Source organism: Gardnerella sp. DNF01189 (assembly GCF_049244195.1).
GTDB classification, from domain to species: Bacteria; Actinomycetota; Actinomycetes; order Actinomycetales; family Bifidobacteriaceae; genus Bifidobacterium; species Bifidobacterium swidsinskii.
This window is the reverse complement of sequence record NZ_CP058385.1, coordinates 1,328,765-1,354,955: the sequence shown is the minus strand read 5'-3', so window position 1 is coordinate 1,354,955 and position 26,191 is coordinate 1,328,765. Positions and strand designations below refer to the sequence as shown.

Here is a 26,191-nt window from a genome sequence, read left to right as displayed (position 1 = left end):
TTGTTTTCTTTCAGCCTAAATAAGCCAATTCTTCATTGCTTAATTGCAAATCGGAAGCTTTCAAACTATCTAAAATTGTAGCTGGTCTGTGAGCTCCAGGAATGACAAATATGTGATCGCCTTTAGCGAGCTCCCAAGCCAAAACTACTTGCTGATAGCTTACGCTATGATTTTCGGCAACTTTGCGGAATGGATCGAAAAGATGCTCGTCATAAGGATGACGGAATCCACCTAATGGACTCCAGCAAACAAAAGCAATTCCAAGCTTTTCGCAATATTGCAACGTATCTTCATTCTCTAAATGAACTGGAGAATATTGATTTTGTACTGCTACTAGCTTTTCTCCTAAAATGTTGCGCGCAATATCGATTTGCTCCACAGAAGCGTTAGAAATACCGATTTCTCGAGCCACACCTTCATCAAGCAACTCCTGCATTGCTTCAATAGACTCATTGTATGGAACTTCTGGATCTGGCCTGTGGAAGTAAAGCAAGTCAATAGTGTCAACGCCTAGAGTCATTGCAGACTCTTTGGCATGCGCAATCAAATGCTCTGGCTTACCATCCTTACCCCACGTTGGTCGCCCGTCAGTAAAGTTACGGAAGTGACCGACTTTAGTAGCAACCAAAATAGAAGATTTGTCGCCTTTCCAGCTTTCTAAAGCCTCACGAACAAGCTTTTCGCCAGTTTGTTCTTCACCACCAGAGCAGTAATATGCCCAAGCTGTGTCAATATGCGTACAACCTGCATCAAGAGCTGCGTGGATTGTTTCAATTCCCATATCGTGACCAAGATTGTTTTCTATTGTCAATGGCATTTCGCCAAAACCAATAGCGGTTGTATCAAACGAACCTAATGCGCGATGCATAACCATATTTCACCCCTATTTTGTAAGTTTTATATTTTTCGTGAGTATTTATTATTGCATTACGCTACTTTACGCGGTCACAATATTTTACTACTTTTTATATTTTATTTTATTGCACAGATTGCATAAAACATTTAAATAGCTATCTAAAAGAAATGCCTCCAAACGCAAACGCAGCTTGAAGGCACTTCTACGAATATTTATTTTTATTTAGTATCTAGCAATAATTTTGCTTTAATACTATTTGCGCAATTAATCTTCCTCAAATGGATCAAAATCGCGACGCACGCGGCGACGAGGACGCTCTGCGCGCTCTTCGCGAGCCGAACGATACTCGTCATAGTGATCGTCATCAGCTGCATAACGCGGCTTTCTATCAGATACGCGACGATTTTCTGAATCTCGACGATTTGAGCGATCTTCACGGTCGTCACGATCTGCACGATCGTCACGGTCATCGCGATTTTCGTAACGATCGTCACGGTCATCGCGCACGCGGCGACGAGGACGCTCATCAAAATCGTTATCGCTGTAACGGTTATCGCGATCTGCACGATCTGCACGACGGTCGTCTCGACGAGTGTTGCGGTCATCATAACGGTTATCGCGATCCATGTATCGGTCATTTCGATCCATGCGATCTCGATCGTCACGGTCATCGCGCATGCGGCGACGAGGACGCTCATCGCGATCTGCACGATCCGCACGGTCATGATTATCGCGATCGTCACGGCGAGAACGACGGTAATCGCCACGAGAGTCACGAGAATCGCGATCGTCGCGAGAACTGCGGGAACGATTTTCACGCGCTGCTGGAGCAGAAGATTCTTGATCTTCAAAACCTGGAATAGCCAAAGAAATTTTGCCACGCTCATCTACGCTTTGTACGATAACTTCAACATTATCGCCTTCCTTCAGCACATCTTCAACAGTGTCAATGCGCTCACCATTTGCTAAATTGCGAATCTGTGAAATGTGAAGCAAACCGTCAGTTCCAGGAGTCAAATTCACAAAAGCTCCAAAGCTTGTGGTCTTAACAACCTTGCCTGTGAAAGTTTCACCAGCTTTTGGCACACGAGGATTTGCAATAGAATCGATGATTCCCTTAGCTTTCTCAGCAGCTTCTCCGCCTTCAGAAGAAATGTAAACAGTACCGTCATCTTCAATAGCGATTTCAGCACCAGTTTCTTCCTGAATTTGGTTAATCATCTTGCCCTTAGGCCCAATTACCTCACCAATCTTGTCTACAGGAATTGTGGTTGTAATAATGCGTGGAGCGAATGGACTCATCTCAGCTGGGCAATCAATGCATTCGTTAATAACTTCAAGAATCGTTGCACGAGCTTCATGTGCCTGCTGCAAAGCGGCAGCTAAAATATCAGCTGGAATACCATCAAGCTTCGTATCGAGCTGCAAAGCAGTGATGAATTCAGAAGTACCAGCAACCTTGAAGTCCATATCACCAAATGCATCTTCTGCACCGAGAATATCAGTCAAAGTCTTGAAGATATGCTTTCCATCAACATCACCAGAAACTAAGCCCATAGCAATACCAGCAACTGGAGCCTTCAAAGGCACGCCAGCAGCAAGCAAAGAAAGCGTAGAAGCACAAACGGAACCCATAGAAGTAGAACCGTTAGAACCAATAGCTTCAGACACCTGACGAATAGCGTATGGGAACTCTTCGCGACCTGGCAAAACTGGAACCAAAGCCTTCTCAGCTAAAGCACCGTGACCAATTTCACGACGCTTTGGAGAACCAACGCGACCAGTTTCACCAGTGGAGTATGGAGGCATTTCGTAATTGTGCATATAACGCTTAGTCTGTGGACCAGAAAGCGCATCAACCTGCTGCTCCATCTTAAGCATATTCAAAGTAGTCACACCCAAAATCTGAGTTTCACCACGCTGGAAAAGTGCAGAACCGTGTACGCGAGGCACAACATCAACTTCTGCAGAAAGCGTACGAATATCGCGCAAACCACGACCATCAATACGATAATCTTCAGTCAAAATACGACGACGAACAATTTGACGCTGCAATTCTTTAAACGCATTGCCGAGTTCCTTTTCCTTTTCGGCTTCGTCCATATCAGTGAATTCTTCAGCGATTGCAGCACGCACGCCTTCCTTAATTTCAGCGATGCGATCTTGACGAGGAAGCTTTTCAGCAATAGAAAGAGCTTCATTCAAATCAGCATGAGCAATCTCGTCAATACGAGCATAAAGTTCGTCAGTATATTCTGGGAAGAGTTGGAATTCCTTAGTTTCCTTAGCTGCAATACGCTTCAACTCATTTTGAGCATCGCAAATAACCTTAATAAATGGCTTTGCAGCTTCCAAACCTCCGGCTACGACTTGCTCATCTGGCTTGGTTTGACCATCATTGTAAATCAAATTCCAAGCATTCTTACCAGCACCAGCCTCAATCATTGCAATAGCAACATCGCCGTTTTCAATCACACGACCAGCCACAACAATCTCAAATACTGCACGCTCGCGCTCACTCCAACGTGGGAAAGCAACCCACTGGCCATCAATCAAAGCCAAACGAACGCCAGAAACTGGGCCCTCAAATGGCAAACCAGAAATCATAGTAGATGCAGACGCCGCATTCAAAGCAATAACATCGTAAGCATCATCTGGATTAATTGCCAAAATTGTTTCAACAACTTGCACTTCGTTACGTAAAGTGTGTGGGAACAACGGACGCAACGGGCGATCAATAATACGGCATGCCAACGTTGCTTCGTTAGAAGGACGACCTTCACGGCGGAAGAACGAACCTGGAATCTTTCCAGCAGCATACATTTTTTCTTCCACATCAACAGTTAATGGGAAGAAGTCGTAATTTTCCTTCGGACTAGATCCTGCAGTCGTCGTCGACAAAATCATGGAATCGTCATCCAAATATGCGGCAACAGCACCATCTGCTTGCTGAGCAAGTCGACCAGTTTCAAAGCGTAGCGTACGCTTACCAAATGAACCATTATCAATAACGGCTTCTACAGCCTTAATTTCGGGACCCTCCACGGGTTCCTCCTTTTCTTAACTTACCTAATCAACCAACATGCGTAATAACATTGACGACTTCGCATTATTACTTATATGCGAATATTTGCACTCTTTGCAACACTTGCGTTACGTCAATATTTCGTAGTGTTTTTTGTTTCGGTTACTTCAATCATCCGTATTCAGTTATACATCAATCTTTAATTATTTTTTGAATTATTCGTTAATTCTTTTTAGTTATAAATTTTAAATATTGTTCACAACACTTACCCCAAATCTGTGAATATGTGAACAATTTTTATGCGTACACGTACCTGCGTACAGCACAAAGAATACAAAAGCCCGAGCTAAGCCCGGGCTACAAGACTATCGACGCAAGCCAAGTCGTTCAATCAAAGAACGATAACGGTTGATGTCAACACGCTTCAAGTAATCGAGAAGACGACGACGATCACCAACCATGAGCAACAAGCCACGACGAGAATGATGATCGTGCTTGTGCTCCTTCAAGTGCTCAGTAAGGTCAGCAATACGCTTGCTAAGCAAAGCGACCTGCACTTCTGGGGAACCCGTGTCACCCTCGTGCGTCGCGTATTCGTTGATAATGTTCTTCTTATCTTCAGCCGTTAATGCCACGGCGTCCTCCTTAATATCACTGCGCGGTGCCACAACCTTCTGCTGTAGCGCTCTCAATCCGCGGGCGTTACACGCCAAGTCTCTATCATACAACCACTTGCAAACAACTTATTTTCGCAAAATCCAAATATTACATTGCGGTCATAAAGCCACCAAATAACACAACTAGAATTGCCAAAACCTCAATTGCATAAAACATTATGAACGACGCCCAACTACGCGTAAGAACATTCAAAGCCGAGGTTTTAGGAACAATGACAAGCAAACCAACAAAAATGACAGCAAATACAGCTACTCCAATACCTGCAGAAATAATGCCAAGATTTGCCGCATTCGCTAAACCTGAAGCATGACCATAGACCACATACGTCGAATACCAGAAGCTCATGTTTAGCATGCATAATCCGGCAATAAGTTGTTCTAAAGCCAGAAAAACAGCAAACATTATCCGCCAAATCCAACGATGAGTGTCAATCAACGCCATAGCAAGACTTGTAAAAGCAGACACTGTGATTACCCACGAAATAAAAACAACACCTTGCGAAGATAATCCAGAGCAATGCGAAATAACCCACGAAGTATGACGAGCTGCCATAGTGCGACCAATCCAATACGGAATAACAATAGCGACAAGCAGAACGCCAAAATAAATCCACCAATTCTTTGGATTAGAATGCTTACGAGAAAAATCAGCAATCGACAAGTCTGTTTCCGGCAAACCAATGTTTACATATTCGTCAGGAATTTTGCTTTTCGAATCATCATTCTTTTTTAAAACTTCATTAGCATTGATTACACGAGCAGAACGTTTCCTAGGCTTTAGCGGAGCAAAACTTTGTGGATATTCACCATCATGCTCATCATTTAACTTCATACGTTACTTCTCCTGCCAATCTTTAATTGCCAAGCAATTTCTCAAGTTTTAACCATGCAACATTACATTACTAACTATTATTGTATGTTATAACGCAATTAACTGATAGCGTGTGCACAAAAAGTGTCAACCGTTTATGGCGACTGCTAGGCTCAAAATAACAGTTGTTTCGCTTGATTTTTAATTAACAAGCGTCACTAAATACGCAAAATTTATGACAGGACATTATGGGATTTATTCATTTTATTGTTAACCTACTCAAGGATCCACGCTCAGCTATTGCAAGTTGGATTGCAATGGGCACAGCTCCAGCATTAGGCCTTATTTTTCTCATTGTTTTTATTGAAACAGGCGTAGTATTCTTCCCATTCCTTCCAGGAGATTCACTTCTTTTCGCAGCAGGGTTTTTTGCAGCTCCTGACGCTCAAACAGGTCATAGCGCGCTTCCACTTCCACTATTACTTGCCGTAGTGTGGCTAGCCCCAATTATTGGCGATCAGTGCAATTACTTTATTGGTCATTTCTTCGGACGAAAGATTGTAGAATCCGGGAAAGTAAAAGCGCTCACTCCAGAACGAGTTGCAAAAACCGAAAAAATGATTGATAAATGGGGTCCGCTGGCAGTATTCTTGGGTAGATTCTTCCCATTCATACGCACTTTTATGCCGTTCATCTCCGGAATTTCTGGAATGCGTTGGATACGCTTCACACCATTTTCTGTACTAGGCGGTCTCGTTTGGTCGTCGCTTTTCACATTTCTTGGATATTTCTTCGGCAAGATTGATTTCGTACAGAAGAATTTTGAATTAGTAATTGTTGCAATTTTGCTTATCTCGCTTGTGCCAACTTTTATTGGTTTATACAAAGCGCACAAAGCAAAGAAAGCAGCAAAACTTAATAAAGAAAACAAATAAACTAGTATTTTAACTTACGACACTCAAGCACGCTGCACTACAAGAAATGTTGTTTTTATACAAGCTTTGTAGTACAGTGTGCAGAGTTGTCGTAAGATGATTTGTCTTAGACATTGGGGCTATAGCTCAGTTGGTAGAGCGCTTCGTTCGCATCGAAGAGGTCGTGGTTTCGATTACCATTAGCTCCACTGAGCCCACTGCATTCATTCCACCGCAGTGGGCTTTTTATTTTTCTCGCACAATGCCTGTCAAATCTAGCAAAACTAATTAGAATAGTTTACTGATTGCTAATTTTCTTTTTAAAAATAATGCTAATTCCTAATGCAGCACAAAGAATTGCTATAATTCCAGTGCCAATATAAGCCACAATTTCTATATAATTTACCGATTTTCGCTTAAAGGAATCAGCATTTTCAAAAGATTTTTCCGATTTTTTCACTTGCGAACGAGCTATCCAATCATCGTTATCGGAGCTATTGTCGGAATCATCATCTAAACCATCATCAGAACTATCAGCATCTTTACTCTCGCTATTTTTAGATTTTTTATCTGCTTCAGATTTTTTTACAAGCTTATTTGCAATAGAAACAATTTTTACATTTTTATATTGCAAAGTTGTTATATTTCCCGCATAATCTGCAGCTTTTACTAATACGTCGTGAGTAAAACCGTCTGGTTTTAGTTTTATAGATAAAACTGATTTATTCACATCTTTACCGCTCCAAATACGATTTGTTTTACCATCAACATCGATTGTTACATATTGCAATGCTATGTTATCTTTTGCACTAATACGTAAAATTTTTCCTTCTTTATTAGTGCGATAAGTAGAATTATTTTGCATATCAAACACTGTTGTGATTGGAGCAAGATTATCTACTGTAAATTGCACGGAAGCTGGTGCAAATTGCAACATTCCTTCCTTTTTGCTAACTGCACTTTCGCTACAAGAATGATTGCCTGCCTTGTCTACTGACATAATGCGCACACGATAATGAGCGTTATCGGCAAAATTCCGTTTAAAAATAGTGTAAGTCAATCGTTGCCAGCCACGATCTGTGCGACTGTTTACAGAAAAATCCTGTTTTGATAAAATCTTCTCTACACCGTCTTGCATAACACTAATTTTTGCAGGACTTGCCAGTCCGCTAGGATTGAGTTCTTCAATATGAATATCTTTAGCATTTTGCAATTGTTTACGATTCATTGCTTTAGTGGAACTATCTATACTAAATGAGGAACCGCTTCTATTTATAGAAAATTGCAACTTACCAGAAATAACATGATCTACTAAATCTTTAGCACTCCACTGAAGCTGATATACGTCATCGTCTTGAATTCCATTATAAAAACCTGCGTATTGCACACTTACGCTTTGCGAATCAGCTTTTCTAGACACAAAAGAACGCAATTCCTTAGCATATCGCATTCTTCTCAGCGAATACGTTACGCTTGCAGGTTTTAGCCAACGATCTTTTATAACTAATGTTGGAACTACAGCATGAGAATACGCTCCGCCTTGTTGCACTCCAGTAATAGAAACAGTTGGCGAAAGCGTATCAATAATGAATTTATTACTGATAGAAGAACTCGCATTACCCGATAAATCTTCAACACAATAGCGAACATCCCAAGAAGCATCCCCCGAAAAAGAAACATCAGCATACCACACGTTTGTATGCACACCATCGTTTTTAAAGCTTTTAGCTGTAAGTACCATAACCTGCTTACCATCAGCAAAAACTTTCGCAATAGGATAAGAATCGTGAAGCAAATACGAGAAAACGAACGAATCATCCTGTATTAATATTCTTGAAGCTCGATTATTACGAAAATATTTGCCTTCATACGATGCGTTGTTGTCATAACTAACACTCAAGCGAGGAACAGTTTTGTCAATAACAATATATCTTGGACGCTTGCTATAAGAATTATCTTTTGTTAAATCTGAAGCATTCAAAACTGAATCAGGAATACTTAATATTGGCTTACGAGAGCGCAATTTGTTGCCAGAAAGTTTACTTTCATTAGAAATATAGTTAGTTTGCTTTGAAACATGAGAATTAGAGTCAACTCCTCCCCATATGCGTTTAGGATGCATTGTTACAGCAGCAAGTCTTATAGAGATATCTTGCAAATCGTATATTCCTTCTTTTTGCAATTCAACTCTTACTATTCCTAATACTCGAGGTCGGATCTTATAACGAATATTAACTAGCGACGACACCGCCTCAATCTTAGCTAAATCAACTTTGGCACTCACTATTTGATATCTTCCAACGCTAACAGTAGCTTTATGCGCGTTCCTAATTTCCGAAGCGTCCAATCCATCAAAAGTTATAAGTAGCGAAGCAGCACGTTTAGTAAACATGTACTCGCCTTGAGTGCGAACAGTTTTCTGTTTTGTCATAACAGAAACATTTGCTATATGCAATCCTTTGGCTGCGTTATAGCTGCTTTTTGCATACGCAATAGAATTAAGTGGCAATAATGCAACAACTATAGCAGCACTAATAAATACAATAATCCCAATATAAACGCCAATGCGAGCGCAGCCGCATTTAAATCGCTTGAAAAACCACATATCCCCCAAATTTCTTTGTTTACACATTTATTCCCTCCTTTTTATTATTCCTTTTATTTCTTTTATTTCTTTTGCAAAAAAGCTAGATTAATTTCGTCTTGAACTTTTTTGACGCTATCGATTGCGTTTTTCTTTCTACTTACAGCCTCATCATTTGACGCATGCGCTTGTTTAAGAAGATATTCTGCCTTGTCGCACATTTGCTGAATCTCTTGTTTACTGGCTCCGCTTTCTAGGAACATCGGCAACCACGAATGAATTGATTGCAAAACTAGTTCTCCAGTATCCACAAATAAAACGTCTCCGTGATCTTTCTCAACAATTTGCATTAGCTGCTGTAATTGATTCACATAATTTTTATACGTTTCTACGCTTGCACAATCTTTAGAAACATCAACAAGTTGCGCATAAGCGTCAGAAATAGCGATGTACGCGCTTAACATTTTTTGATTTGAAACAGTATGCGATATGCCATCAGAATTAGTTTCTACAGCTTGCGAAGACGCTTTATTCGCATCTTTTTCATATTTTTGAGCCTCTTGGAACCATACTTTTGCTACTCGCATACGAGATAATCGTTCTGTTTGCGAAACTTTTCCAGAAAATCCTGCAAAATAGTACCAATACGCTTTGCCTATTTCTATAGAAATATTCAACCAATCTTTATTTACAGGACGCAAGTTTTGCTCGTATTTATTAATCAAACCAACAAAACATTGCTCTTCGTTGGCACTCCATTGCTGATCTGCAAGTTGAATTTGCAATAAAATTTGGAGAGGTTTAAATGATATTTTGCTTATATATTTCTTCTTGATCATACTATTTTGCACTTGCATTGCATGAGAAATATAGCGACACGCAATATCCGAATTGCTTTCGCGCTCAGCTAATTGCATGTAAGAATCGTAGCTTTTATTATTTTTGCGTATTTCCTCAATTCTTTTACTACTTGGCTCACCATCAAAAGATTGCTTATTTCGATTTACAAAAGCATTCCCAACAAATAAACCTAAGCAGTTGAATAAAATTACTATAAAAACTAGTACTACAACAATTAATGCCGTAATTGCATAGCGCTTTTTTCTAGGCTTAAAACTATTTTTGCATTGTTTGCGTCGCAATACATTCGTAGAGGTGTCGCATTGTTGCGAATGCTTTTCTGTATGCTCACACGCTTCCAGTGCAGAAAACATTTCGTCGCAATCTTTATATCTATGAGATGGTTTAGTAGCTGTAGCTATTGCGAGCACAGACACTAATTGTTCTACTACTTCACGATTCTCATGAGACAATAGTACAGCAGATTGCACGTTTGTTTTAGGCACTTCAGTTGGCAATAATGCGTAACGCAATGTCATTCCAATCGAATACACATCGCTTGAAGTAGTTGCTGCAGAGTTTTCGTTCAAAATTTCAGGAGCGGTAAAAATATTAGTAGCAAATCGCGCGTCGCACTGGTCTATTGTGCGCAAATCAAGCACTCCCCCGTTTGCATATAATTGCGTTGCAGCACCAAAATCAATCAAACGGACTGTGCCATCTTCTGAAATCATAACCTGAGAAGGCTTAAGATCACCGTATATAATTGGCGGATAATGCGAATGTAAATAAGAAAGTATTGAGCAAAGTTGCATACCTAAATCAAGAACAGTTTCAACATTTTGCAATCCAGATTCTTCTACAATAGATTTTAAAGAACGTCCCTTTACATAATCGCGAACAGCATAAGCTCTACCATTTTCTTCAAAAAAATCAACAATTCGCGGAATAGCTGGATGATCGCATTCCTTTAAAACATTCGCTTCAGCGCGTAAGGATTGAATAATATGCTGTTGATACTCTTCGTTTCCGTACAGAAGCGTTTCTTTAACAGCCCATTGCTTGTGTAAAACGGTGTCAACAGCAAGAAACACTGTTGAAGTGCCACCACGCCCCAGCTCACCAAGCAGCTGATAGCGTCCGCCTACACAAACCATCGTTACGCCTCCGCAATATTGAAAACTCCAACTACTCATCAAATATTTCAGTTAATTTTTTGAGTAATTGAATTACAGTTGCGACTACTGTACCGATAAATTTATGCGTAAAAAAGCTTTTTCTAGCATTGTGGATAAAAGCTTATAAACCTACAAAACTCACGTTTTGTAGAAGAAGTAGAGGAATATATCAGTCGATATCAGCACCCAATGCTAAAAGTTTGCCTCTAAAATCTGCATATCCTCGATCAATTAGCGAAATTCCACGCACATTCGACGGACCTTGAGCAGTAAGAGCTGCAATCAAATGGCTAAAGCCTCCGCGCAAATCAGGTACATCAATATCTTGACCTGTCAACGGAGTAGGTCCGAAAATCACTGCAGAATGCTTGTAATTGCGCTGCTGGAATCTGCAAGGAAGCGAACCTAAGCATTCACGATAAAGCTGAATCATAGCTCCCATTTGCACAAGTGGCTTCGTGAAACCAAAACGATTTTCATAAACAGTTTCATGCACAATACTCAAGCCCTTCGCTTGAGTAAGCGCAACGACAAGAGGCTGCTGCCAATCAGTCATAAAACCAGGATGTACATCGGTTTCAATAGCAACCGGATGCAAATCCCCACCCGGATGCCAGAAACGAATTCCTTTATCTGTAACATCAAATTGTCCGCCAACTTTACGGAACACATTTAAGAAAGTCATCATTTCTGGCTGAGTTGCGCCCTTAATAAACACATCTCCGTGTGTTGCAAGAGCAGCAGAAGCCCAAGAAGCTGCTTCGATGCGATCAGTTAATGACGTATGAGTGTATCCTTGAAGCTCTTTTACTCCCTCAATACGGAAAGTACGGTCAACATCTACAGAAATAATCGCACCCATCTTTTGCAAAACGGCTACCAAATCCATAATTTCTGGCTCAATTGCAGCTCCGGAAAGCTCTGTACGACCTTCTGCAAGAACCGCTGCAAGCAAAGTCTGTTCGGTTGCGCCGACAGAAGGATAAGGCAAATGAATTTTAGTGCCATGTAAGCCATTAGGTGCAGTAATATGAATACCATCCTCGTGATCTTTATCTACATTTGCACCAAGTTTACGCAACGTCTCAAGATGAAAATCAATTGGACGGCCACCAATATTGCATCCTCCAAGCGCAGGAATAAACGCTTCTCCAAGACGATGAAGAAGAGGACCAGAGAAAAGAATTGGAATACGAGACGAACCAGAAAGAGTGTCGACGTCAGCTACATCTGCGAGCTGCACTTTTGTGGCATCAATTGTCACAATGCCTTCAGGTCCATTAACTTCAACGTCAACACCATGCAAACGCAACAAATCAGAAACTACATGAACATCGCGAATTTCAGGAACGTTTTTTAGAACAGACTTGCCAGGTGCCAACAAAGCTGCAACCATAGCCTTGCTAACAAAGTTTTTTGCGCCACGCACTTTAATAGTGCCATTAAGCGGCTTACCACCTTCTACATGCAACACATCTGCAGCGTCAATGCCACTATTGTTGTTCTGTTCAGCCGTATTGTGTGCGGACACATTTACCTCTTTCGTTCGCGCTAAAACACTATTCACTATAATACCGGCATATTTGCCAACGCGCTCATGCAATCTATTAAAACTGATTAAATTAGCGCGTAGATCGTTGACGCCATCGACGAATCAATCTAGTAAGTAATGATGGTTTACGTAATAAATCCACTTCTGGCAATTCATGCTCAGACTCAGCTGTAAGAGCATAAGTATAGGCTTTTTTGGAAGAAGGTTTGCCAACAAGATTCCCAAATTCAAGCATTTGCGTACGCGGTTCAAACGGGTGACGAATATCAAATTCAAGCAAGCGCACGCCTCTTTTAGCAGGTTCAGGACCGTAAGATCCAAAACCACATGTAGGAGTGGCAACAAATAGCATATTACTCTCGGGATCTTTAGCTGCGAAAGAATTGCGGTGATCGTGACCGGCAATTAGCGCAAAAGCTCCTGCATCAAGCAAAGCAGCGTATTCACCACTATCGGCGTCAGGGCAGCTGATTCCTTCACCTAAATACCCATCGGGCAGAACATGTTTTTCGTCAAGAGCATAATAGCGACCAGCAAAAGTACGATACCCTTCAATAGCATGTTCGCGCGCAGCAAGTTCTTGCGGAACTTCACGAAGAACACGATAATATTGCGGCAATGGAAAATGCTGAAAAACACAAATATGCTCAGGCAAATAAGAAGAAAGACCAGAAATAAACTCGATAGTTTTTTTAGAAGGGCTACCATATCCGCCGGATTTAGCATAATCTCCAGAATCAACTAAAACTATTGAAAAAACAACCTTTTCATGCTTTTCATCCATAACAGGCAAGGCAAAAGTACCAGGCTCACATGTAAAAATAATCTGCTTTGGCAACACACATTTTGTCGATTGCATAGCACTTGCAGAAGATACATTAGAAGCACTGCGATTCATGCAACATGGAAAATCTTGATATATCTTATCAAGCTCTTCATTACTCAGACCGCACTGGAAATCATGATTCCCATAAGTAACAACCCACGGAATACTGCGATCTTCTAGTGGCTTCATTAACTTAGCAACAAATTCGTGCACCTTATCAACCAATTGCTTCTTATCAGAAGCTGAAATATTGGAAGATTCCTGCCAGAGTCTACGCTGAAAAGTTTTTGCAAATACTCTTTCATAACCTGCAATCTGGTTTCCAGTAAAAACTACAAGATCTGGTCGCACAGCATCGCAAGCAGAAGCAATAAGTCGAATAGTATCTTGTGAAATACGTAACCCATCTTGAACATCTGCACACTGAAGCACCCGGAATTTACCAGAAAGATGGAACTGCAAACGTCCTAAACGAGCCGAAATAGATAAAGGAAGTGCCGCAGATGCATGAGCTTCAGATTGTGCAGAATCAGTCATACTTTAAGCATACGGCAGATATGCCGCGACTCACTCAATTTTGTGCGCAAGTTTACATAAATTATTTACATTCAAAAATACTAAATTAAGCAAATACTGATAATAAATAACCTAAAAGCGATAAAAACGTGCAATTTCAGTAAAATAGTTACAAATTCACAGACAATTCACAGGTAATCGCATTACTGCACTCAGCATAAGGTGGTTATTATATATACATCAAAGGGAAATAAACTACAAGCAAGTAGTTGAATTTGACTTTAATAACTTAAACCTCTCTTCTTCTCTTCTTTCTCTAACCCCGGTCACGCACCGGGGTTTTTGATTTTAAGGCTACATAAGAAGCGTGCGGCAAGCGTGGTAAACGGGAGTAAACGGCAAAAACTGAGCATGTATGTAAAGAAACTGCCGCTTTCACGCCAACAAGCGGCAGAAACTTTACAGCCGTGTAAAGAAAAGGTCGCGCGCTGAGACAAATCGCAGTAATACAGATAGATAACAAAAAAGCCCTCGTTCTACGAGAGCTATTCGCTGGGGTACCTGGACTCGAACCAAGAATGGATGAACCAGAATCACCTGTGTTGCCAATTACACCATACCCCAATTGACAAGCTTCGCGGCTCTTGGAACCGTTCCGTCTTCGTACCCCCGACCGGATTTGAACCGGTGTTGGCGCCGTGAGAGGGCGTAGTCCTAGACCGCTAGACGACGGGGGCTTTCATTTATCAGCTACGCCTCTTGACGCAACAAATAGCGACTTTACAACATAAAGCAAATACTTGCAACCGCGGCGTGTCGAAAATATATTAAGCATAAAACAAATAAAAAGGCGGAAATGCAGCAATAGTGCCACACTCCCGCCTTATTCAAATTTTATTTGCGCTTATAAATTATTTGTAATTTACAAATGCTCGCGTAAACCAGCCAAACGCGCCAAAGTCACGTCTTTGCCCACGATTTCCATGGACTCAAACAGTGGAGGCGAAACGCGACGACCAGAAAGTGCAACTCGCACAGGGCCAAATGCCAAGCGCGGCTTGTAGCCAGCTTCCTCAACAAGCTTCTTGTTCAAAAGCTCGTGCAAGGAATCAGTATGCCAATCAGCAGCATCAACGTCCTTCAAGGCAGCGAGCGCAGCGTCAAGAACCTCTCCTGCAGATTCCTTCAACTGCTTACGAGCGTCGTCATCTGGAGCAATGTAGCCATCTTCACTTAACAGGCTGCCAACCATTCCAGCGACCTCGCCAAGCAAACGCACGCGAGGCTGTACAAGAGGCGCAGCAGCGGTGAGTACTTCACGCTCGCGGTCAGTTAACGCATCCCAATTATCCGCACTAACTACGCCATCCTTATGCAAGTAAGGCACAGAACGGTTCAAGAAATCTTGCGGATCGAGCATACGAATATGCTCAGCGTTAATCGAAATTGCTTTATCCAAGTCAAAGTGTGCAGGATTTGCCTTAACGTCGCGCACATCGAACTTTTCAACCATCTCGTCCATAGTGAACACGTCACGATCAGGCGCAATAGACCATCCAAGCAAAGCCAAGTAATTCAGCAAGCCTTCTGGAATAAAGCCGTTATCCCTATGCAAGAACAAGTTGGACTCTGGATCTCGCTTAGAAAGCTTCTTCTTACCTTCGCCCATAACGTAAGGCATATGGCCGTAAAGTGGAGTTTCCTTAGCAATACCCATTTCCATAAGGTAACGGTACAGCACAATCTGACGAGGTGTGGAGCTCAAAATATCCTCACCGCGCAAAACCACATTCACATCCATTAACGCATCATCAACAGGGTTCGTAAGCGTATAAAGTGGATCGCCATTCGGACGCACAATCACATAATCTGGAACAGATCCGGCTTTAAAAGTAATTTCACCACGAATTAAATCGTTAAAAGTAATGTCTTCATTTGGCATCTTCAAGCGAAGTGCAGGTTTGCGACCTTCGTCGCGGAAAGCTTGCTTCTGTTCTTCCGTAAGATTACGATCGTAGCCATCGTAACCAAATTCAGCAGGACGGCCAGCAGCAATATTACGCTCCTTAATTTCTTCAGGAGTAGAGAAGGATTCATAAGCGTATCCTGCTTCAAAAAGCTTTTGTGCTACGTCTTTATAAATTTCCATGCGCTGGGACTGGCGATACGGTCCGTTATCTCCGCCAACATCAATGCCCTCGTCCCAATCAATATTGAGCCAACGAAGAGCCTCAATAATCTGCTGGTAGCTTTCCTCACTATCGCGCTCATTATCGGTATCTTCAATACGGAAAAGCAATTTGCCGTGAGTATGGCGAGCCTCCGCCCAGTTAAATAGCGCGGTACGAACCATACCTACGTGAGGTGTACCGGTTGGCGAAGGGCAAAAACGCACGCGAACATTCTTTGGAAGTTCAGGCTTTGCGGATTTTGTTGCATTATTAGCAACTTCTTGAGTTTCCTCGATATCAGTCATAGGTTCCATTGTGCCGCGCGTTACGGACGTGCAGCATTCGCATCAAACATAAGTCAACCTAAAAACTAATCAAGTGCCTGCGTAGATTCTTTATTACCCTCAACGTGCGCAAACTTCGCAGCAAGAGCCTCGCGGGACTTTCTATCATCCTCTTCTTTTGCGAGCTTCTTCGCAACTTCAGGATCCCACAGCACGTCTTCACGATGCTTTCCCCACTCTGAAATAAGCAGCGGCGAAATAAAATTGACCAACGCACTTATATCGCCACTTATATCACAATTACACTTATCGCTAGAATTGCGCACACAATCAACAATCTCACGCCATTGAGCATCCTTGAACATCATTCGCGGCAAACCAGCACACTCACATATTTCGTTAATATATAAGAAGATTGGTAAAGTTTCGCAAATCTCGTTAGTTTTTTTAATTAGATTTGTTAATAAGCTTAAAACTACAATAATTTTTTGCATTTCCAATGATTTATTTTCATAACAAGAAACCATTTGTTTCGCATAATTAATTGCAAAGTCAATATCGCTAATACTCCAATTACCTTCAACATTTAACGTATCGGCTGCTGCATTTATTGCATTAGAATCTTCGGCAGAATGAGATGCAATCTTACTAAAAATGGAATTTATATTATTACTATTTTCTAGTATTGCTTCTTCTGCTTCATCATAGTTAGGCTCATAGCATGAATCCATATTGTCGTAAGCATCGGCGGCAGCAAGTAGCGCGTCTACTATTTCTTGCGGACGTCCAGGAATTTCATCCGCACCTTCATACACAAATTCAGCATCCGGCACAGTAACATCAAGATTCGTGAGTATTCGTGCTATTGCTCGCATTGAGCGCACCTCAAGATTTTCCGCATATTTTGCGTCGTTATCTAAGTGTCGCGCTTCCGTCAATGGCCATAATTCCGTTAGTTTTGCGGCAGATTGCGCTGCATCATTCAGCATTAGCATACTTTTTTCATTATTTTTAATATCTTCAGAATCTTTGACAGAATCAACAGAACTAACCATTTCAATGCTCCTTCGCATTATATGTTACTTACTTCACTCGCCCAGCAGGATCAACATACGTAATTGAAAGCACACGCAAAGTCTCGCAATCGTAAGTAATAGAAGTAATCGAAGCTAAAGCCGTGTGACGAAGAAGCATATTATGTTCAGCGTGGCCGGTTTCCAGTAGGTGTCTATAAGACCAGATTGGCGACTCATGAGTAACTGCAACGATTTGCTCACCCGGATGCTTACGAACCTGCTCGCGCACAAAATCGCCAACTCTAGTGGCAATACTTCTGTAGCTTTCTCCCCAACTTGGCTTCCACAAATTCGCAACAAGCTTCCAATTGTTGTTTTTCCACAGTGCGCCTTCACCGTAACCTATGCGTTTCCCGCGGAAATTATTTCCAGCTTCAATTAAGCGTTTATCTAAAATAATGTCGCTTTCTTGAGATTGCGCAGAATCTTCGTCACAGTGCGCTTTTACATAGGCAGAATCTGCAATATTGCGCAAAGCATTTTCGATTTCACGCGCTGTTTCACGTGTTCGCTCAAGAGGAGACGAATAAATTGCAGTAATTCCGCGCATTTGCGGAACAGTGGCAATATATTTTGCTGTAGCTTGCGCCATTCTCACTCCGCGAGCAGAAAGATGAAATCCAGAAAGACGCTCATACAACACGTGATTTGGATTATCAACTTCTCCATGACGCACAAAATGAATTGTCGTAGCTGGCATTGCGTTCTACTTTCTGTTTAAAAGATTAAATCAATTACTTGCGATTTTTTGTATGATTAAGCGACCACATTCCCAAACGGTGAGCAAAACTCGTATCTTCTTGCGCAACATACCCAGGCTGTTGAGATTTAGTATCATCGAGCAGCCACTTTCGTATAACAAAATTCCACACAGCAACAACAACAGTAGCTACAAGTTTTCCTATATTTGTGCGCAAAACGTATACTGCAGATCCGCGTAAGCTTTCAACCATTCCTAACGTACTAGCCCAAATAATCAAATCGTTTATAAGCAAACCTATAACTGCGGAAATAACAAAAATCAGAAGCTCCATCCACTTTGCCATATCTTCACGATGTTTAAAGACGTATTTCATACTGGCAATATAGTTGAAGATAAGTGAGATTACGAAAGAAATCGTACCCGCAACCACATTATTTAAGTGCGCAAGCATTAATAAATTGAGTAACGCAACGTCAATAATAAGGGCAATAATGCCAACAATTCCAAACTTTACAACCTGTTCAATAAGCTTTTTCATAATATCCATTAAACACGCGGCTGCTAACAAATAACATATAATTGTTACGTAATAAAGCTTACCAAATTTAGCAAAGGAGCGATTATGCCAGTTATTCATACTCATGTTTCTGTAAGCACAACACCTGCCCAGCGCGACGCATTAAAAGCTGCTTATGGCAAAGCAATTAGCGCAGTTCCAGGAAAAAGCGAGCATTGGCTCATGTGCCCATTCGAGGACAATATGCCGATTTATTTTGCAGGAGACAATACTAAGCCTGCAGCTTACGTTGAGGTGAACGTGTTTGGTTCCAGCGTGCCAGGGTCTGCTTGGGAAAAGTTAACTGAGCAGATTATGGCAGCTTTAGAGCGAGAGCTTGGGATTCCACAGGATCGCACTTATATTCGTTACACTGCAACTACTGACTGGGGTTGGAACGGCGGCAACTTCTAGGCGCAAGTCGCAAGCCTCAATTAGCAAGTCGCATAAAATCGCCATATCTTGTTACGTAAAATACGCATCAAAATATGGCGATTATTATGACGTCTACGCGACGCTACAAAACTTTAGGATTGCTCACTAAAATTAGGTTCGTCAACAGTAGATTTAGCGGATACAGCGAAGTCAGCAGGCTCGTTAAACTCAGCATCGCTTGAAGAATAATAATCGTCGCTAGCAACACTGCCTTCAAGATCTGGACCAGCAGCTAGACGAGCCACCTCTTCCATGTCCTTGTTTTCAAATAAAACCATGCGGACATAACCAACAACAAATCCAACAACAGCAGGGCAAACCCACGCCATGCCAAATTCTGAGAACGGTAGCCAGTTTTGAACAACCACCAACATATCGTTCATATGCAATGCACTGCGTAAAGCTTGTGGCAAACTATTCAAAAAATCATATACCGCTGCAACACCAGTAAAACCAAGCGTCCAAGCGTACACGACTTTGGAATTTCCAAAAAGTCGACCGCACAAAGCCAAAAGAATCAATACGATTGACAGTGGATACAAGAACATCAATACTGGAACTGCATATTCGATGATTGTGCTCAAACCAAAGTTTGCAAGGCCAAACGAAACAAGCGTAATCAACACAGACCAAACGCGATAGCTAGGACCCTTAGGGAATAACTTAGAGAAGGTTTCCGAGCAGCTTACAATTAAACCAACTGCCGTCTTTAAGCATGCAAGAGTAACAGTTGCAGCAAGAACAAGCAAACCAACGTTTCCAAGATGGTAGCGTGCAACTTGCGCCAAAGTTACGCCACCGTTTTCAGCAGGCTTAAACAGTGCACGGCTACGCACACCGACAACAACAATTGCGACGTAAATCAACGCCATAAGCAAGCAGCTAAAGAATCCAGATCGCACAGTATTCACTGCCACATCTTTAGGGTCTTTTACGCCAAAGGATCGAATAGTACTAACAACTATAATGCCAAAAGCCAAGCTAGCTAAAGCATCCATTGTATTGTAGCCATCTAAGAATCCTGTAAAGAATGATTCATTAACATACTTCCCTATAGGAGCAGCATCCGCAGAAGCGCCGCTTACAGGAGAAAACAGTGCAGTAAATACCAGAATACCTAAGAAAACCAGGAATATCGGCGTAAGAACTTTACCAACCCATGTAAGTATTCCGCTAGGCTTCATAGCAAAGAAGAATGCTAACGCGAAGAAAACCACAGAGAACAAGAACAAATACAATTGACCGTTTCCGTCTTGTGGAATAACGCGCTCCAAACCAACAGTGTACGAAGTTGTTGCGCAACGAGGAATTGCAAAGAATGGTCCGATTGTTAAATACAGCACACAAGTAAAGAACATGCCGTATTTTCTGCTCGGCTTACTAGAAAGTTCAAAAAGACCGTTTGCACGACTCATTGCAAGAGCCGTAACACCAAGCAATGGCAAACCAACGCCAGTAACAATAAAGCCAATTGTTGCAGGCACGAAATTAGTTCCTGCATTAGCTCCAAGGAACACAGGGAAAATCAGGTTTCCTGCGCCAAAGAACATACCAAACAACATGACCGCCACGTACGCGGACTCAATAATGGTCAAGTTCCTTTTTTTCGGGGCACTATCTGTGCTGACACTTTGTGTTGTGACGCTCATGCTTACACCTCCCATAAGGATAAATTTGTATTTACATACTATTCAGCTAAATCTCTTACTTTGTAATTTTGTGGATTTAAAGCAAAAATAATATTAGAGGGTATATTAATAAATTGCATGTACTTAATCGATAGAAACTTATAATTCGTGCGTGTCTCTAATAAAAAATAAAAAAGGACGCTGGCAAGCTACCAACGTCCTATGTAATCAAAAATGCTCTATAGCTTTGCTCTAAATCTTATATAAAATAAGCAAAATCACATCTTTTCTGGAGCAGAAACTCCAAGCAAATCAAGACCAGTTGCAATAACTGTGCGCACAGCAGCGTTAAGCTTTAAGCGAGCTGCAGCACGAGCTGGCTCTGGGCACTTTGCAATGCGCTGAGCTTCACGCTCGGCTTCTGGCAAACGATTTTCAGGGTCAGTTAACTCCATTGGTACAACACGCTCAAGGTTGTACCACTTGTGGTAACTTGCTGCCAAATCCTCAAGGTAATGCGCAACTCTGTGAGGAGCGCGCAAATCGCCAGCTTGAGCCAAAGCAGCAGGCCATTGAGCCAAAGCAGCCAACACTTCGCCGTCAGTCTCGGTATTAAGCAAGCTTAAATCAGCGCCATCTTGCGTAATTCCAGCGTCAGCCGCATTGCGAGCCACATTGCAGCTGCGTGCGTGAGCGTATTGCACGTAGTACACAGGATTATCGTTGCTGTGAGAAGCAAGCAAATCCAAATCAATATCAACGCTTGTGTTGTAGTCGGTGCGAGCAAGCGAGTAGCGCGAAGCGTCAACGCCAATTGCATCAACTAAATCGTCAATCGTAATAACGTTTCCAGCACGCTTGCTCATGCGCACAGGTTTTCCGTCCTTCATAACGTTTACAAGCTGACCAATAAGAATCTGCATGTTTTCGCCCGGCTTGTCGCCAAAAGCCGCGCACATTGCCATCATTCGGCCAATATATCCGTGATGATCCGCGCCGAGCATGTAGATTGCTACGTCTGCAGGATTCTGCTCGCGGTGACGCTTGTTGCGATAGTACGCAATATCAGCAGCAAAGTAAGCGTAGTTTCCGTCGGACTTAATAATTACGCGATCCTTGTCGTCGCCATGCTTAGTGGATTCAAACCAAGTTGCGCCGTCTTTTTCGAAAATATCTCCACGCTCACGCAAGTCTGCAATAGCGCGCTCAACTTCGCCATCCTCGTACAGGCTGTTTTCGTGGAACCACACGTCGAAACTAACACGAAAATCGCGCATAGACTTACGAATTTCCGCAAACATCATTGGAACTGCGCGCTTGCGGAACTCTTCGCGCTGCTCGGAATCGCCTTCGCCAAGAGGCAATCCTTCCTCGTCTTTTCCAAGATCAATTCGCGGCAATGAAAGAACATCAACGCCGTCCGCATTCGCTTCTTTTATAACAGAGTCCGCAATTTCGTTAATATACGCGCCTTTGTAGCCGTCTGCAGGCGTTTCTTCGCCATGAGCTGCAGCAACTAAAGACTTTGCAAAACGGTTGATTTGCTCACCGTGATCGTTGAAGTAGTATTCGCGCACAACTTTTGCGCCGTTCGCTTCCAAAACTCGAGCCATAGAATCGCCAACTGCAGCCCAGCGAGTTCCACCAATGTGGATTGGACCAGTTGGGTTTGCGGATACAAACTCAAGATTCAAAGTTTTGCCGCTCAAATGCGTATTCTTGCCAAAAGCCGCACCCTGCTTTAAGACTTCGTCTACGACCGCCGCCGCAGAAGCAGAATCAAGCGTTATGTTAATAAAACCAGGACCTGCCACTTCTACGCGCGCAATACCTTCCGCTTCTTGCAAACGCTCAGCAAAAAGTTCTGCTAAATCGCGAGGCTTCATACCAGCTTTTTTAGCGAGTTGCATAGCAACGTTCGTAGCCCAATCGCCGTGTGCACGATCTTTTGGTCGCATAACTGCAAGTTTTTCGGCAGCAGGAATCAAATCTTCTGTTAGATTGCCAGCTTTACCACTTGCTACTAAATCTTTAGCAATTTTTTCAATTAATTCACTTAAGCTTTCTGGATTCATGGTTTACAGTCTAGCGTTACCGCGCGATGCTTCGCGATTACAACTCATTGGATTGCATTATTCTGAGTGTAAGGTAATATATGTTTTACATGTTTTACATTGGAGATTAAAAATGGTCGCAACAATTACAGGATTAAGAGTACCCTCTAACGTTTTAGATCGTTATGATCGGCTCGCTAAAACCACTCACCGCACCCGTTCATTTTACATGAATCAAGCACTAGAAGCTCAAATTGATGAACTTGAACATGAATATGGTCTAATGGCAGATATTGAAGCATACAAACGTGGAGAATTAGAAACATCCCCACTCGCCGACGTGGTGAAGCGCCTTGATTTGGAAGATTAATTTATCTAAAAGAGCTGAAAAACAGCTAGGGAAAATTGACAAAACGATTGCTAAGCAAATCGTTAAGGAGCTTCGCGAAATTAGCAATCTCGACAATCCTCGAATCAGAGACAAGGCACTAACTGGCAACTATTCGGGATTTTGGAGATATAGAGTAAGGGATTACAGAATAATTTGTGCAATTGAAAATAATGTACTGACCGTTTTTGTTGTGGATATTGACCATCGCAGCAGGATTTATAATAAGTGATTATGCTTAGTTTTTAAATACACAAAAAGCGCTGGAGTCGAAGATTGACTTCCAGCGCTTTTGTTTTGCGATTCATTATTTTCGATTACTTGCAACTACTTCTTTTTTGCAGGAGCTTCGCCGAGTTCGCTTTGAGCAACTGAAACGTTTACGTTAGCTGCATCAGATTCTGCAGAATCAGAAGCAGATTCAGATTCAGAAGCAGAAGAATCTCCAGCAACTGCAGCCTTAACAGCGTTAAGCTTTACTTCTCCAGTAACGCGACCAGCTTCAGCAACGTCATCCAAAGTCTCCTCAACAGCCTTGTAAGCGTTTTCTGCAACGTTCAAAGTTACTTGCAAAATAGGAGTCTTCATAGAAACTTTTGCTTCAGACTTAATCTTGCGCAAAGCAGCCAAAGCTTCACCCGCGTAAGCCAAAGTGTCTGCAGAAACTCCGTTTGCAGCAGCCTCATACGCCTTAGCGCATGGCCAGCTAGCACGATGCACGGATCCTTCGCCGTCATGCATCCAGCTCCACACTTCTTCAGTAGCGTAAGGCAAGTAAGGAGCAAGCAAGCGAGCCAAAGCGTCGAGTGCAAGACCAAGAGTTGTACGAGCAGACTTCACAGCAGCTTCACTTGGAGTGCGTCCAGTTGATTCTGCAGTACCATAAGCACGATTCTTTGCAAGCTCAATGTAATCGTCGCAGAACTCCCAGAAGAATGTTTCGATTGCTTCCAAAGCCTTGGAATGCTCGTAAGATTCAAGCGCATCAGTTGCGGTACGAATAACGGATGCGAGCTTTGCCATAACAGAGCGATCCAAAACTTCCGTAACGTCTGCAAAATCCCAATCCGCGCTGGCAGGCTCAAGAACCTGATGTTCATCATCTTCGCGACCAATTGCGAGCGCAAACTTCGTAGCATTCAAAAGCTTAATCGCTAAACGTCGACCAATCTTCATTTGACCTTCGTCGTAAGTTGCATCCAAGCCAAGTTTTGCAGAAGTTGCCCAGTAGCGCACAGCATCCGCGCCAAACTCTTCGATTGGTTTATTTGGCACAACCACATTGCCCTTAGATTTAGACATCTTCTTATGGTCAGGATCAAGAATCCAACCAGAAAGCGCAGCATGCTTCCAAGGCAAGCAGCCGTTTTCAAGATGCGCACGATCAACCGTACTAAACAGCCAAGTACGAATAATATCCTGACCTTGTGGACGCAAATCCATTGGGAAAGTAGCCTTAAACAAAGCTTGATTTTCCTCACCAGGCTCTTCCCAACGGGTCACAATTTGCGGAGTTAAGGAAGATGTTGCCCAAGTGTCCATAATGTCTTGCTCAGCAGTAAAGCCGTTTGGCTGGTCGCGCTGAGATTCGTCGAATCCTTCTGGAACATCGATAGTTGGGTCGATTGGCAAACGGTCTTCGCTAGGAGTCAAAGGATGCTCGTAATCCACTTCCCCATTTTCGTTTACTGGATACCAAAGTGGGAATGGCACGCCGAAGAAGCGCTGGCGAGAAATAAGCCAGTCACCATTCAATCCATGAACCCAATTCTCGTAGCGCACGCGCATAAAGTCTGGGTGGAAATTAAGCTCCTTGCCGCGCTCAATAAGCTCAGCATTCAACTTTTCGTCCGTGCCACCGTTCTTTAAGTACCACTGACGAGAAGTGACGATTTCCAAAGGCTTATCACCCTTTTCGTAGAAGTTCGTCATACGCTTTGTTGGCTTTGGTTCGCCTTCCATATCTCCAGCTGCTTGCAAAGCTTCAACAATTTCCTTACGAGCAGAGAAAGTGGTTTTACCAGCAATTTTCTCGAACATTTCGCGGCCGGACTCGTCCGTAATCCAATCAGGAGTGGTCATTACAATGCGGCCGTTGCGCTGAATGATTGGTCGAGTTGGAAGATTCAAGTCACGCCACCACTCAACGTCGGTTACATCACCGAAAGTGCAGCACATTGCAATGCCTGCACCCTTGTCCATTTGAGCAGCAGAATGCGCCAAAATTGGAACTTTCACCTTAAACAGTGGAGAATAAACTTCCTGACCAAAGTACTTCTTATAACGCTCATCTTCTGGATTTGCAATCAAAGAGGTGCATGCAGCAAGCAATTCTGGGCGCGTAGTTTCAATATAAATTGGCGTACCATCTTCAAAACGGAACGCAATCTTATGGTAGAAACCAGGATATTCGCGCGATTCAAGCTCAGCCTGAGCAACAGCAGTCTGGAATGTAACATCCCACAAACCTGGAGCATCTTTCTGATACGCTTCTCCGCGAGCAAGATTGCGCAAGAATGCTTTTTGTGCAACTCGGCGAGGCTGCTCACCAATAGTGTGGTAAGTTTGCGACCAGTCCACAGAAAGACCAAGCCTACGCCACAAAGCTTCAAAAAGCTTCTCGTCCTGAGAAGTTAAGCGTTCGCAAAGTTCAATAAAGTTCTGTCGGCTTACAGGAACCTGATCTTTTGCCTCAATCTTCTTACCTTCAGTACCTTCAAAAGGCGGCTTAAAATCAGGGTCATACTTCAACGAAGTATCCACTCTAACGCCGTAATAATTTTGTACTCGGCGCTCTGTTGGCAAGCCGTTATCGTCCCAACCCATTGGGTAGAACACGTCAAAGCCTTGCATGCGCTTATATCGCGCAATGACATCCGTATGCGTGTAAGAGAATACGTGACCTACGTGCAAGTGACCACTAACGGTTGGAGGTGGAGTATCGATAGAATATACGGCCTTACGGTCGCGAGAATTATGGAATGCGTAAGTCTTAGCTTCGTCCCAATTACTACGCCACTTGTCTTCAAGACCATCAACACCAACCTTGTTAGGCAATGGTGTTAAATGTGCGTGTTTTACTGCGTTATTATCCTGTTCACTCATGAACTGAATATT

The 26,191-nt window shown here is 42.5% G+C and carries 19 protein-coding genes and 3 tRNA genes; 5 read left to right on the top strand and 17 right to left on the bottom strand.

Annotation, left to right across the window (positions count from 1 at the left end; all coding sequences use genetic code 11):
- Positions 1 to 10: 10 nt before the first annotated feature.
- The 4 genes from HXT41_RS05455 to HXT41_RS05440 form a co-directional block, all read right to left on the bottom strand.
- Positions 11 to 874, bottom strand: coding sequence for an aldo/keto reductase (locus HXT41_RS05455; RefSeq protein ID WP_012913799.1), 864 nt, complete (start codon positions 872 to 874; stop codon positions 11 to 13).
- A gap of 246 nt (positions 875 to 1,120) precedes the next feature.
- On the bottom strand, positions 1,121 to 3,901 hold the full coding sequence (locus HXT41_RS05450) for a polyribonucleotide nucleotidyltransferase (RefSeq protein WP_116440333.1): 2,781 nt from the start codon (positions 3,899 to 3,901) through the stop codon (positions 1,121 to 1,123).
- Positions 3,902 to 4,246: 345 nt separating this feature from the next.
- Entirely contained in the window at positions 4,247 to 4,516 is a 270-nt protein-coding gene (gene rpsO / locus HXT41_RS05445) for a 30S ribosomal protein S15 (RefSeq protein WP_004109774.1), read from the bottom strand.
- 130 nt (positions 4,517 to 4,646) lie between these two features.
- A complete protein-coding gene (locus tag HXT41_RS05440) occupies positions 4,647 to 5,390 on the bottom strand; it encodes a hypothetical protein (RefSeq protein WP_004109776.1) in 744 nt (247 codons plus the stop codon).
- A gap of 227 nt (positions 5,391 to 5,617) precedes the next feature.
- Here HXT41_RS05440 and HXT41_RS05435 point away from each other — a divergent pair, with 227 nt between their 5' ends.
- Positions 5,618 to 6,304, top strand: coding sequence for a DedA family protein (locus tag HXT41_RS05435; protein ID WP_004109778.1), 687 nt, complete (start codon positions 5,618 to 5,620; stop codon positions 6,302 to 6,304).
- 115 nt (positions 6,305 to 6,419) lie between these two features.
- Positions 6,420 to 6,492 (top strand) — tRNA-Ala (locus tag HXT41_RS05430).
- Between the two features lie 89 nt (positions 6,493 to 6,581).
- On the opposite strand, the gene HXT41_RS05425 is transcribed toward HXT41_RS05430, so the two are convergent.
- The 10 genes from HXT41_RS05425 to HXT41_RS05380 all read right to left on the bottom strand — a co-directional run bounded on the left by HXT41_RS05425 (position 6,582) and on the right by HXT41_RS05380 (position 18,551).
- Positions 6,582 to 8,915 carry a hypothetical protein gene (locus HXT41_RS05425; protein ID WP_064621460.1) on the bottom strand — a complete coding sequence of 778 codons (2,334 nt, stop codon included), beginning with the start codon at positions 8,913 to 8,915 and terminating at the stop codon, positions 6,582 to 6,584.
- A 35-nt stretch (positions 8,916 to 8,950) separates the two neighbouring features.
- A complete protein-coding gene (locus tag HXT41_RS05420) occupies positions 8,951 to 10,864 on the bottom strand; it encodes a serine/threonine protein kinase (RefSeq protein WP_410310955.1) in 1,914 nt (637 codons plus the stop codon).
- Positions 10,865 to 11,054: 190 nt separating this feature from the next.
- Positions 11,055 to 12,416 carry a UDP-N-acetylglucosamine 1-carboxyvinyltransferase gene (gene murA, locus HXT41_RS05415; RefSeq protein ID WP_421788622.1) on the bottom strand — a complete coding sequence of 454 codons (1,362 nt, stop codon included), beginning with the start codon at positions 12,414 to 12,416 and terminating at the stop codon, positions 11,055 to 11,057.
- Positions 12,417 to 12,507: 91 nt separating this feature from the next.
- Entirely contained in the window at positions 12,508 to 13,800 is a 1,293-nt protein-coding gene (locus HXT41_RS05410; protein ID WP_004109786.1) for a metallophosphoesterase, read from the bottom strand.
- 531 nt (positions 13,801 to 14,331) lie between these two features.
- Positions 14,332 to 14,403 (bottom strand) — tRNA-Gln (locus HXT41_RS05405).
- Positions 14,404 to 14,443: 40 nt separating this feature from the next.
- Positions 14,444 to 14,516: transfer RNA gene (locus tag HXT41_RS05400), tRNA-Glu, on the bottom strand.
- A gap of 185 nt (positions 14,517 to 14,701) precedes the next feature.
- The gene (gene gltX / locus HXT41_RS05395) at positions 14,702 to 16,264 is read right to left on the bottom strand and encodes a glutamate--tRNA ligase (RefSeq protein WP_100066719.1); all 1,563 of its coding nucleotides are present in this window, start codon (positions 16,262 to 16,264) and stop codon (positions 14,702 to 14,704) included.
- Positions 16,265 to 16,320: 56 nt separating this feature from the next.
- Complete coding sequence (locus HXT41_RS05390; RefSeq protein ID WP_102155478.1) at positions 16,321 to 17,289, bottom strand: hypothetical protein; 969 nt, start codon at positions 17,287 to 17,289, stop codon at positions 16,321 to 16,323.
- A gap of 28 nt (positions 17,290 to 17,317) precedes the next feature.
- Positions 17,318 to 18,010: a histidine phosphatase family protein gene (locus tag HXT41_RS05385; protein WP_004109791.1), complete on the bottom strand. Its 693-nt coding sequence runs from the start codon at positions 18,008 to 18,010 to the stop codon at positions 17,318 to 17,320.
- A 34-nt stretch (positions 18,011 to 18,044) separates the two neighbouring features.
- The gene (locus HXT41_RS05380) at positions 18,045 to 18,551 is read right to left on the bottom strand and encodes a GtrA family protein (protein ID WP_033888629.1); all 507 of its coding nucleotides are present in this window, start codon (positions 18,549 to 18,551) and stop codon (positions 18,045 to 18,047) included.
- 84 nt (positions 18,552 to 18,635) lie between these two features.
- Between HXT41_RS05380 and HXT41_RS05375 the strand changes: the two genes are divergently transcribed.
- Positions 18,636 to 18,983, top strand: a complete 348-nt coding sequence (locus HXT41_RS05375; protein ID WP_004574134.1) for a phenylpyruvate tautomerase MIF-related protein — start codon at positions 18,636 to 18,638, stop codon at positions 18,981 to 18,983.
- Positions 18,984 to 19,096: 113 nt separating this feature from the next.
- Here the strand turns inward: HXT41_RS05375 and brnQ are convergent, their stop codons facing one another.
- Both brnQ and argS read right to left on the bottom strand, forming a co-directional pair.
- On the bottom strand, positions 19,097 to 20,653 hold the full coding sequence (gene brnQ, locus HXT41_RS05370; protein WP_100066718.1) for a branched-chain amino acid transport system II carrier protein: 1,557 nt from the start codon (positions 20,651 to 20,653) through the stop codon (positions 19,097 to 19,099).
- 257 nt (positions 20,654 to 20,910) lie between these two features.
- Positions 20,911 to 22,707 carry an arginine--tRNA ligase gene (argS, locus tag HXT41_RS05365; RefSeq protein ID WP_012913790.1) on the bottom strand — a complete coding sequence of 599 codons (1,797 nt, stop codon included), beginning with the start codon at positions 22,705 to 22,707 and terminating at the stop codon, positions 20,911 to 20,913.
- 112 nt (positions 22,708 to 22,819) lie between these two features.
- Here argS and relB point away from each other — a divergent pair, with 112 nt between their 5' ends.
- Positions 22,820 to 23,056: a type II toxin-antitoxin system RelB family antitoxin gene (gene relB / locus HXT41_RS05360; RefSeq protein ID WP_116773836.1), complete on the top strand. Its 237-nt coding sequence runs from the start codon at positions 22,820 to 22,822 to the stop codon at positions 23,054 to 23,056.
- Positions 23,040 to 23,306 carry a type II toxin-antitoxin system RelE family toxin gene (locus HXT41_RS05355; RefSeq protein ID WP_288231012.1) on the top strand — a complete coding sequence of 89 codons (267 nt, stop codon included), beginning with the start codon at positions 23,040 to 23,042 and terminating at the stop codon, positions 23,304 to 23,306. The genes relB and HXT41_RS05355 overlap by 17 nt, the downstream gene beginning before the upstream one ends.
- Positions 23,307 to 23,401: 95 nt before the next feature.
- Here HXT41_RS05355 and valS read toward each other — a convergent pair whose 3' ends face one another.
- Entirely contained in the window at positions 23,402 to 26,179 is a 2,778-nt protein-coding gene (valS, locus tag HXT41_RS05350) for a valine--tRNA ligase (RefSeq protein WP_285089441.1), read from the bottom strand.
- Positions 26,180 to 26,191: the final 12 nt, after the last annotated feature.

Excerpts from the sequence above, each read along its gene's own strand:
- argS (WP_012913790.1), bottom strand. The coding sequence starts at position 22,707 with ATGAATCCAGAAAGCTTAAGTGAATTAATTGAAAAAATTGCTAAAGAT.
- relB (WP_116773836.1), top strand. The coding sequence starts at position 22,820 with ATGGTCGCAACAATTACAGGATTAAGAGTACCCTCTAACGTTTTAGAT.
- gltX (WP_100066719.1), bottom strand. The coding sequence starts at position 16,264 with ATGGAACCTATGACTGATATCGAGGAAACTCAAGAAGTTGCTAATAAT.
- HXT41_RS05440 (WP_004109776.1), bottom strand. The coding sequence starts at position 5,390 with ATGAAGTTAAATGATGAGCATGATGGTGAATATCCACAAAGTTTTGCT.
- HXT41_RS05390 (WP_102155478.1), bottom strand. The coding sequence starts at position 17,289 with ATGGTTAGTTCTGTTGATTCTGTCAAAGATTCTGAAGATATTAAAAAT.
- HXT41_RS05410 (WP_004109786.1), bottom strand. The coding sequence starts at position 13,800 with ATGACTGATTCTGCACAATCTGAAGCTCATGCATCTGCGGCACTTCCT.
- HXT41_RS05455 (WP_012913799.1), bottom strand. The coding sequence starts at position 874 with ATGGTTATGCATCGCGCATTAGGTTCGTTTGATACAACCGCTATTGGT.
- HXT41_RS05385 (WP_004109791.1), bottom strand. The coding sequence starts at position 18,010 with ATGCCAGCTACGACAATTCATTTTGTGCGTCATGGAGAAGTTGATAAT.
- HXT41_RS05420 (WP_410310955.1), bottom strand. The coding sequence starts at position 10,864 with ATGGTTTGTGTAGGCGGACGCTATCAGCTGCTTGGTGAGCTGGGGCGT.
- HXT41_RS05380 (WP_033888629.1), bottom strand. The coding sequence starts at position 18,551 with ATGAAAAAGCTTATTGAACAGGTTGTAAAGTTTGGAATTGTTGGCATT.
- HXT41_RS05375 (WP_004574134.1), top strand. The coding sequence starts at position 18,636 with ATGCCAGTTATTCATACTCATGTTTCTGTAAGCACAACACCTGCCCAG.
- valS (WP_285089441.1), bottom strand. The coding sequence starts at position 26,179 with ATGAGTGAACAGGATAATAACGCAGTAAAACACGCACATTTAACACCA.
- brnQ (WP_100066718.1), bottom strand. The coding sequence starts at position 20,653 with ATGAGCGTCACAACACAAAGTGTCAGCACAGATAGTGCCCCGAAAAAA.
- HXT41_RS05435 (WP_004109778.1), top strand. The coding sequence starts at position 5,618 with ATGGGATTTATTCATTTTATTGTTAACCTACTCAAGGATCCACGCTCA.
- HXT41_RS05425 (WP_064621460.1), bottom strand. The coding sequence starts at position 8,915 with ATGTGTAAACAAAGAAATTTGGGGGATATGTGGTTTTTCAAGCGATTT.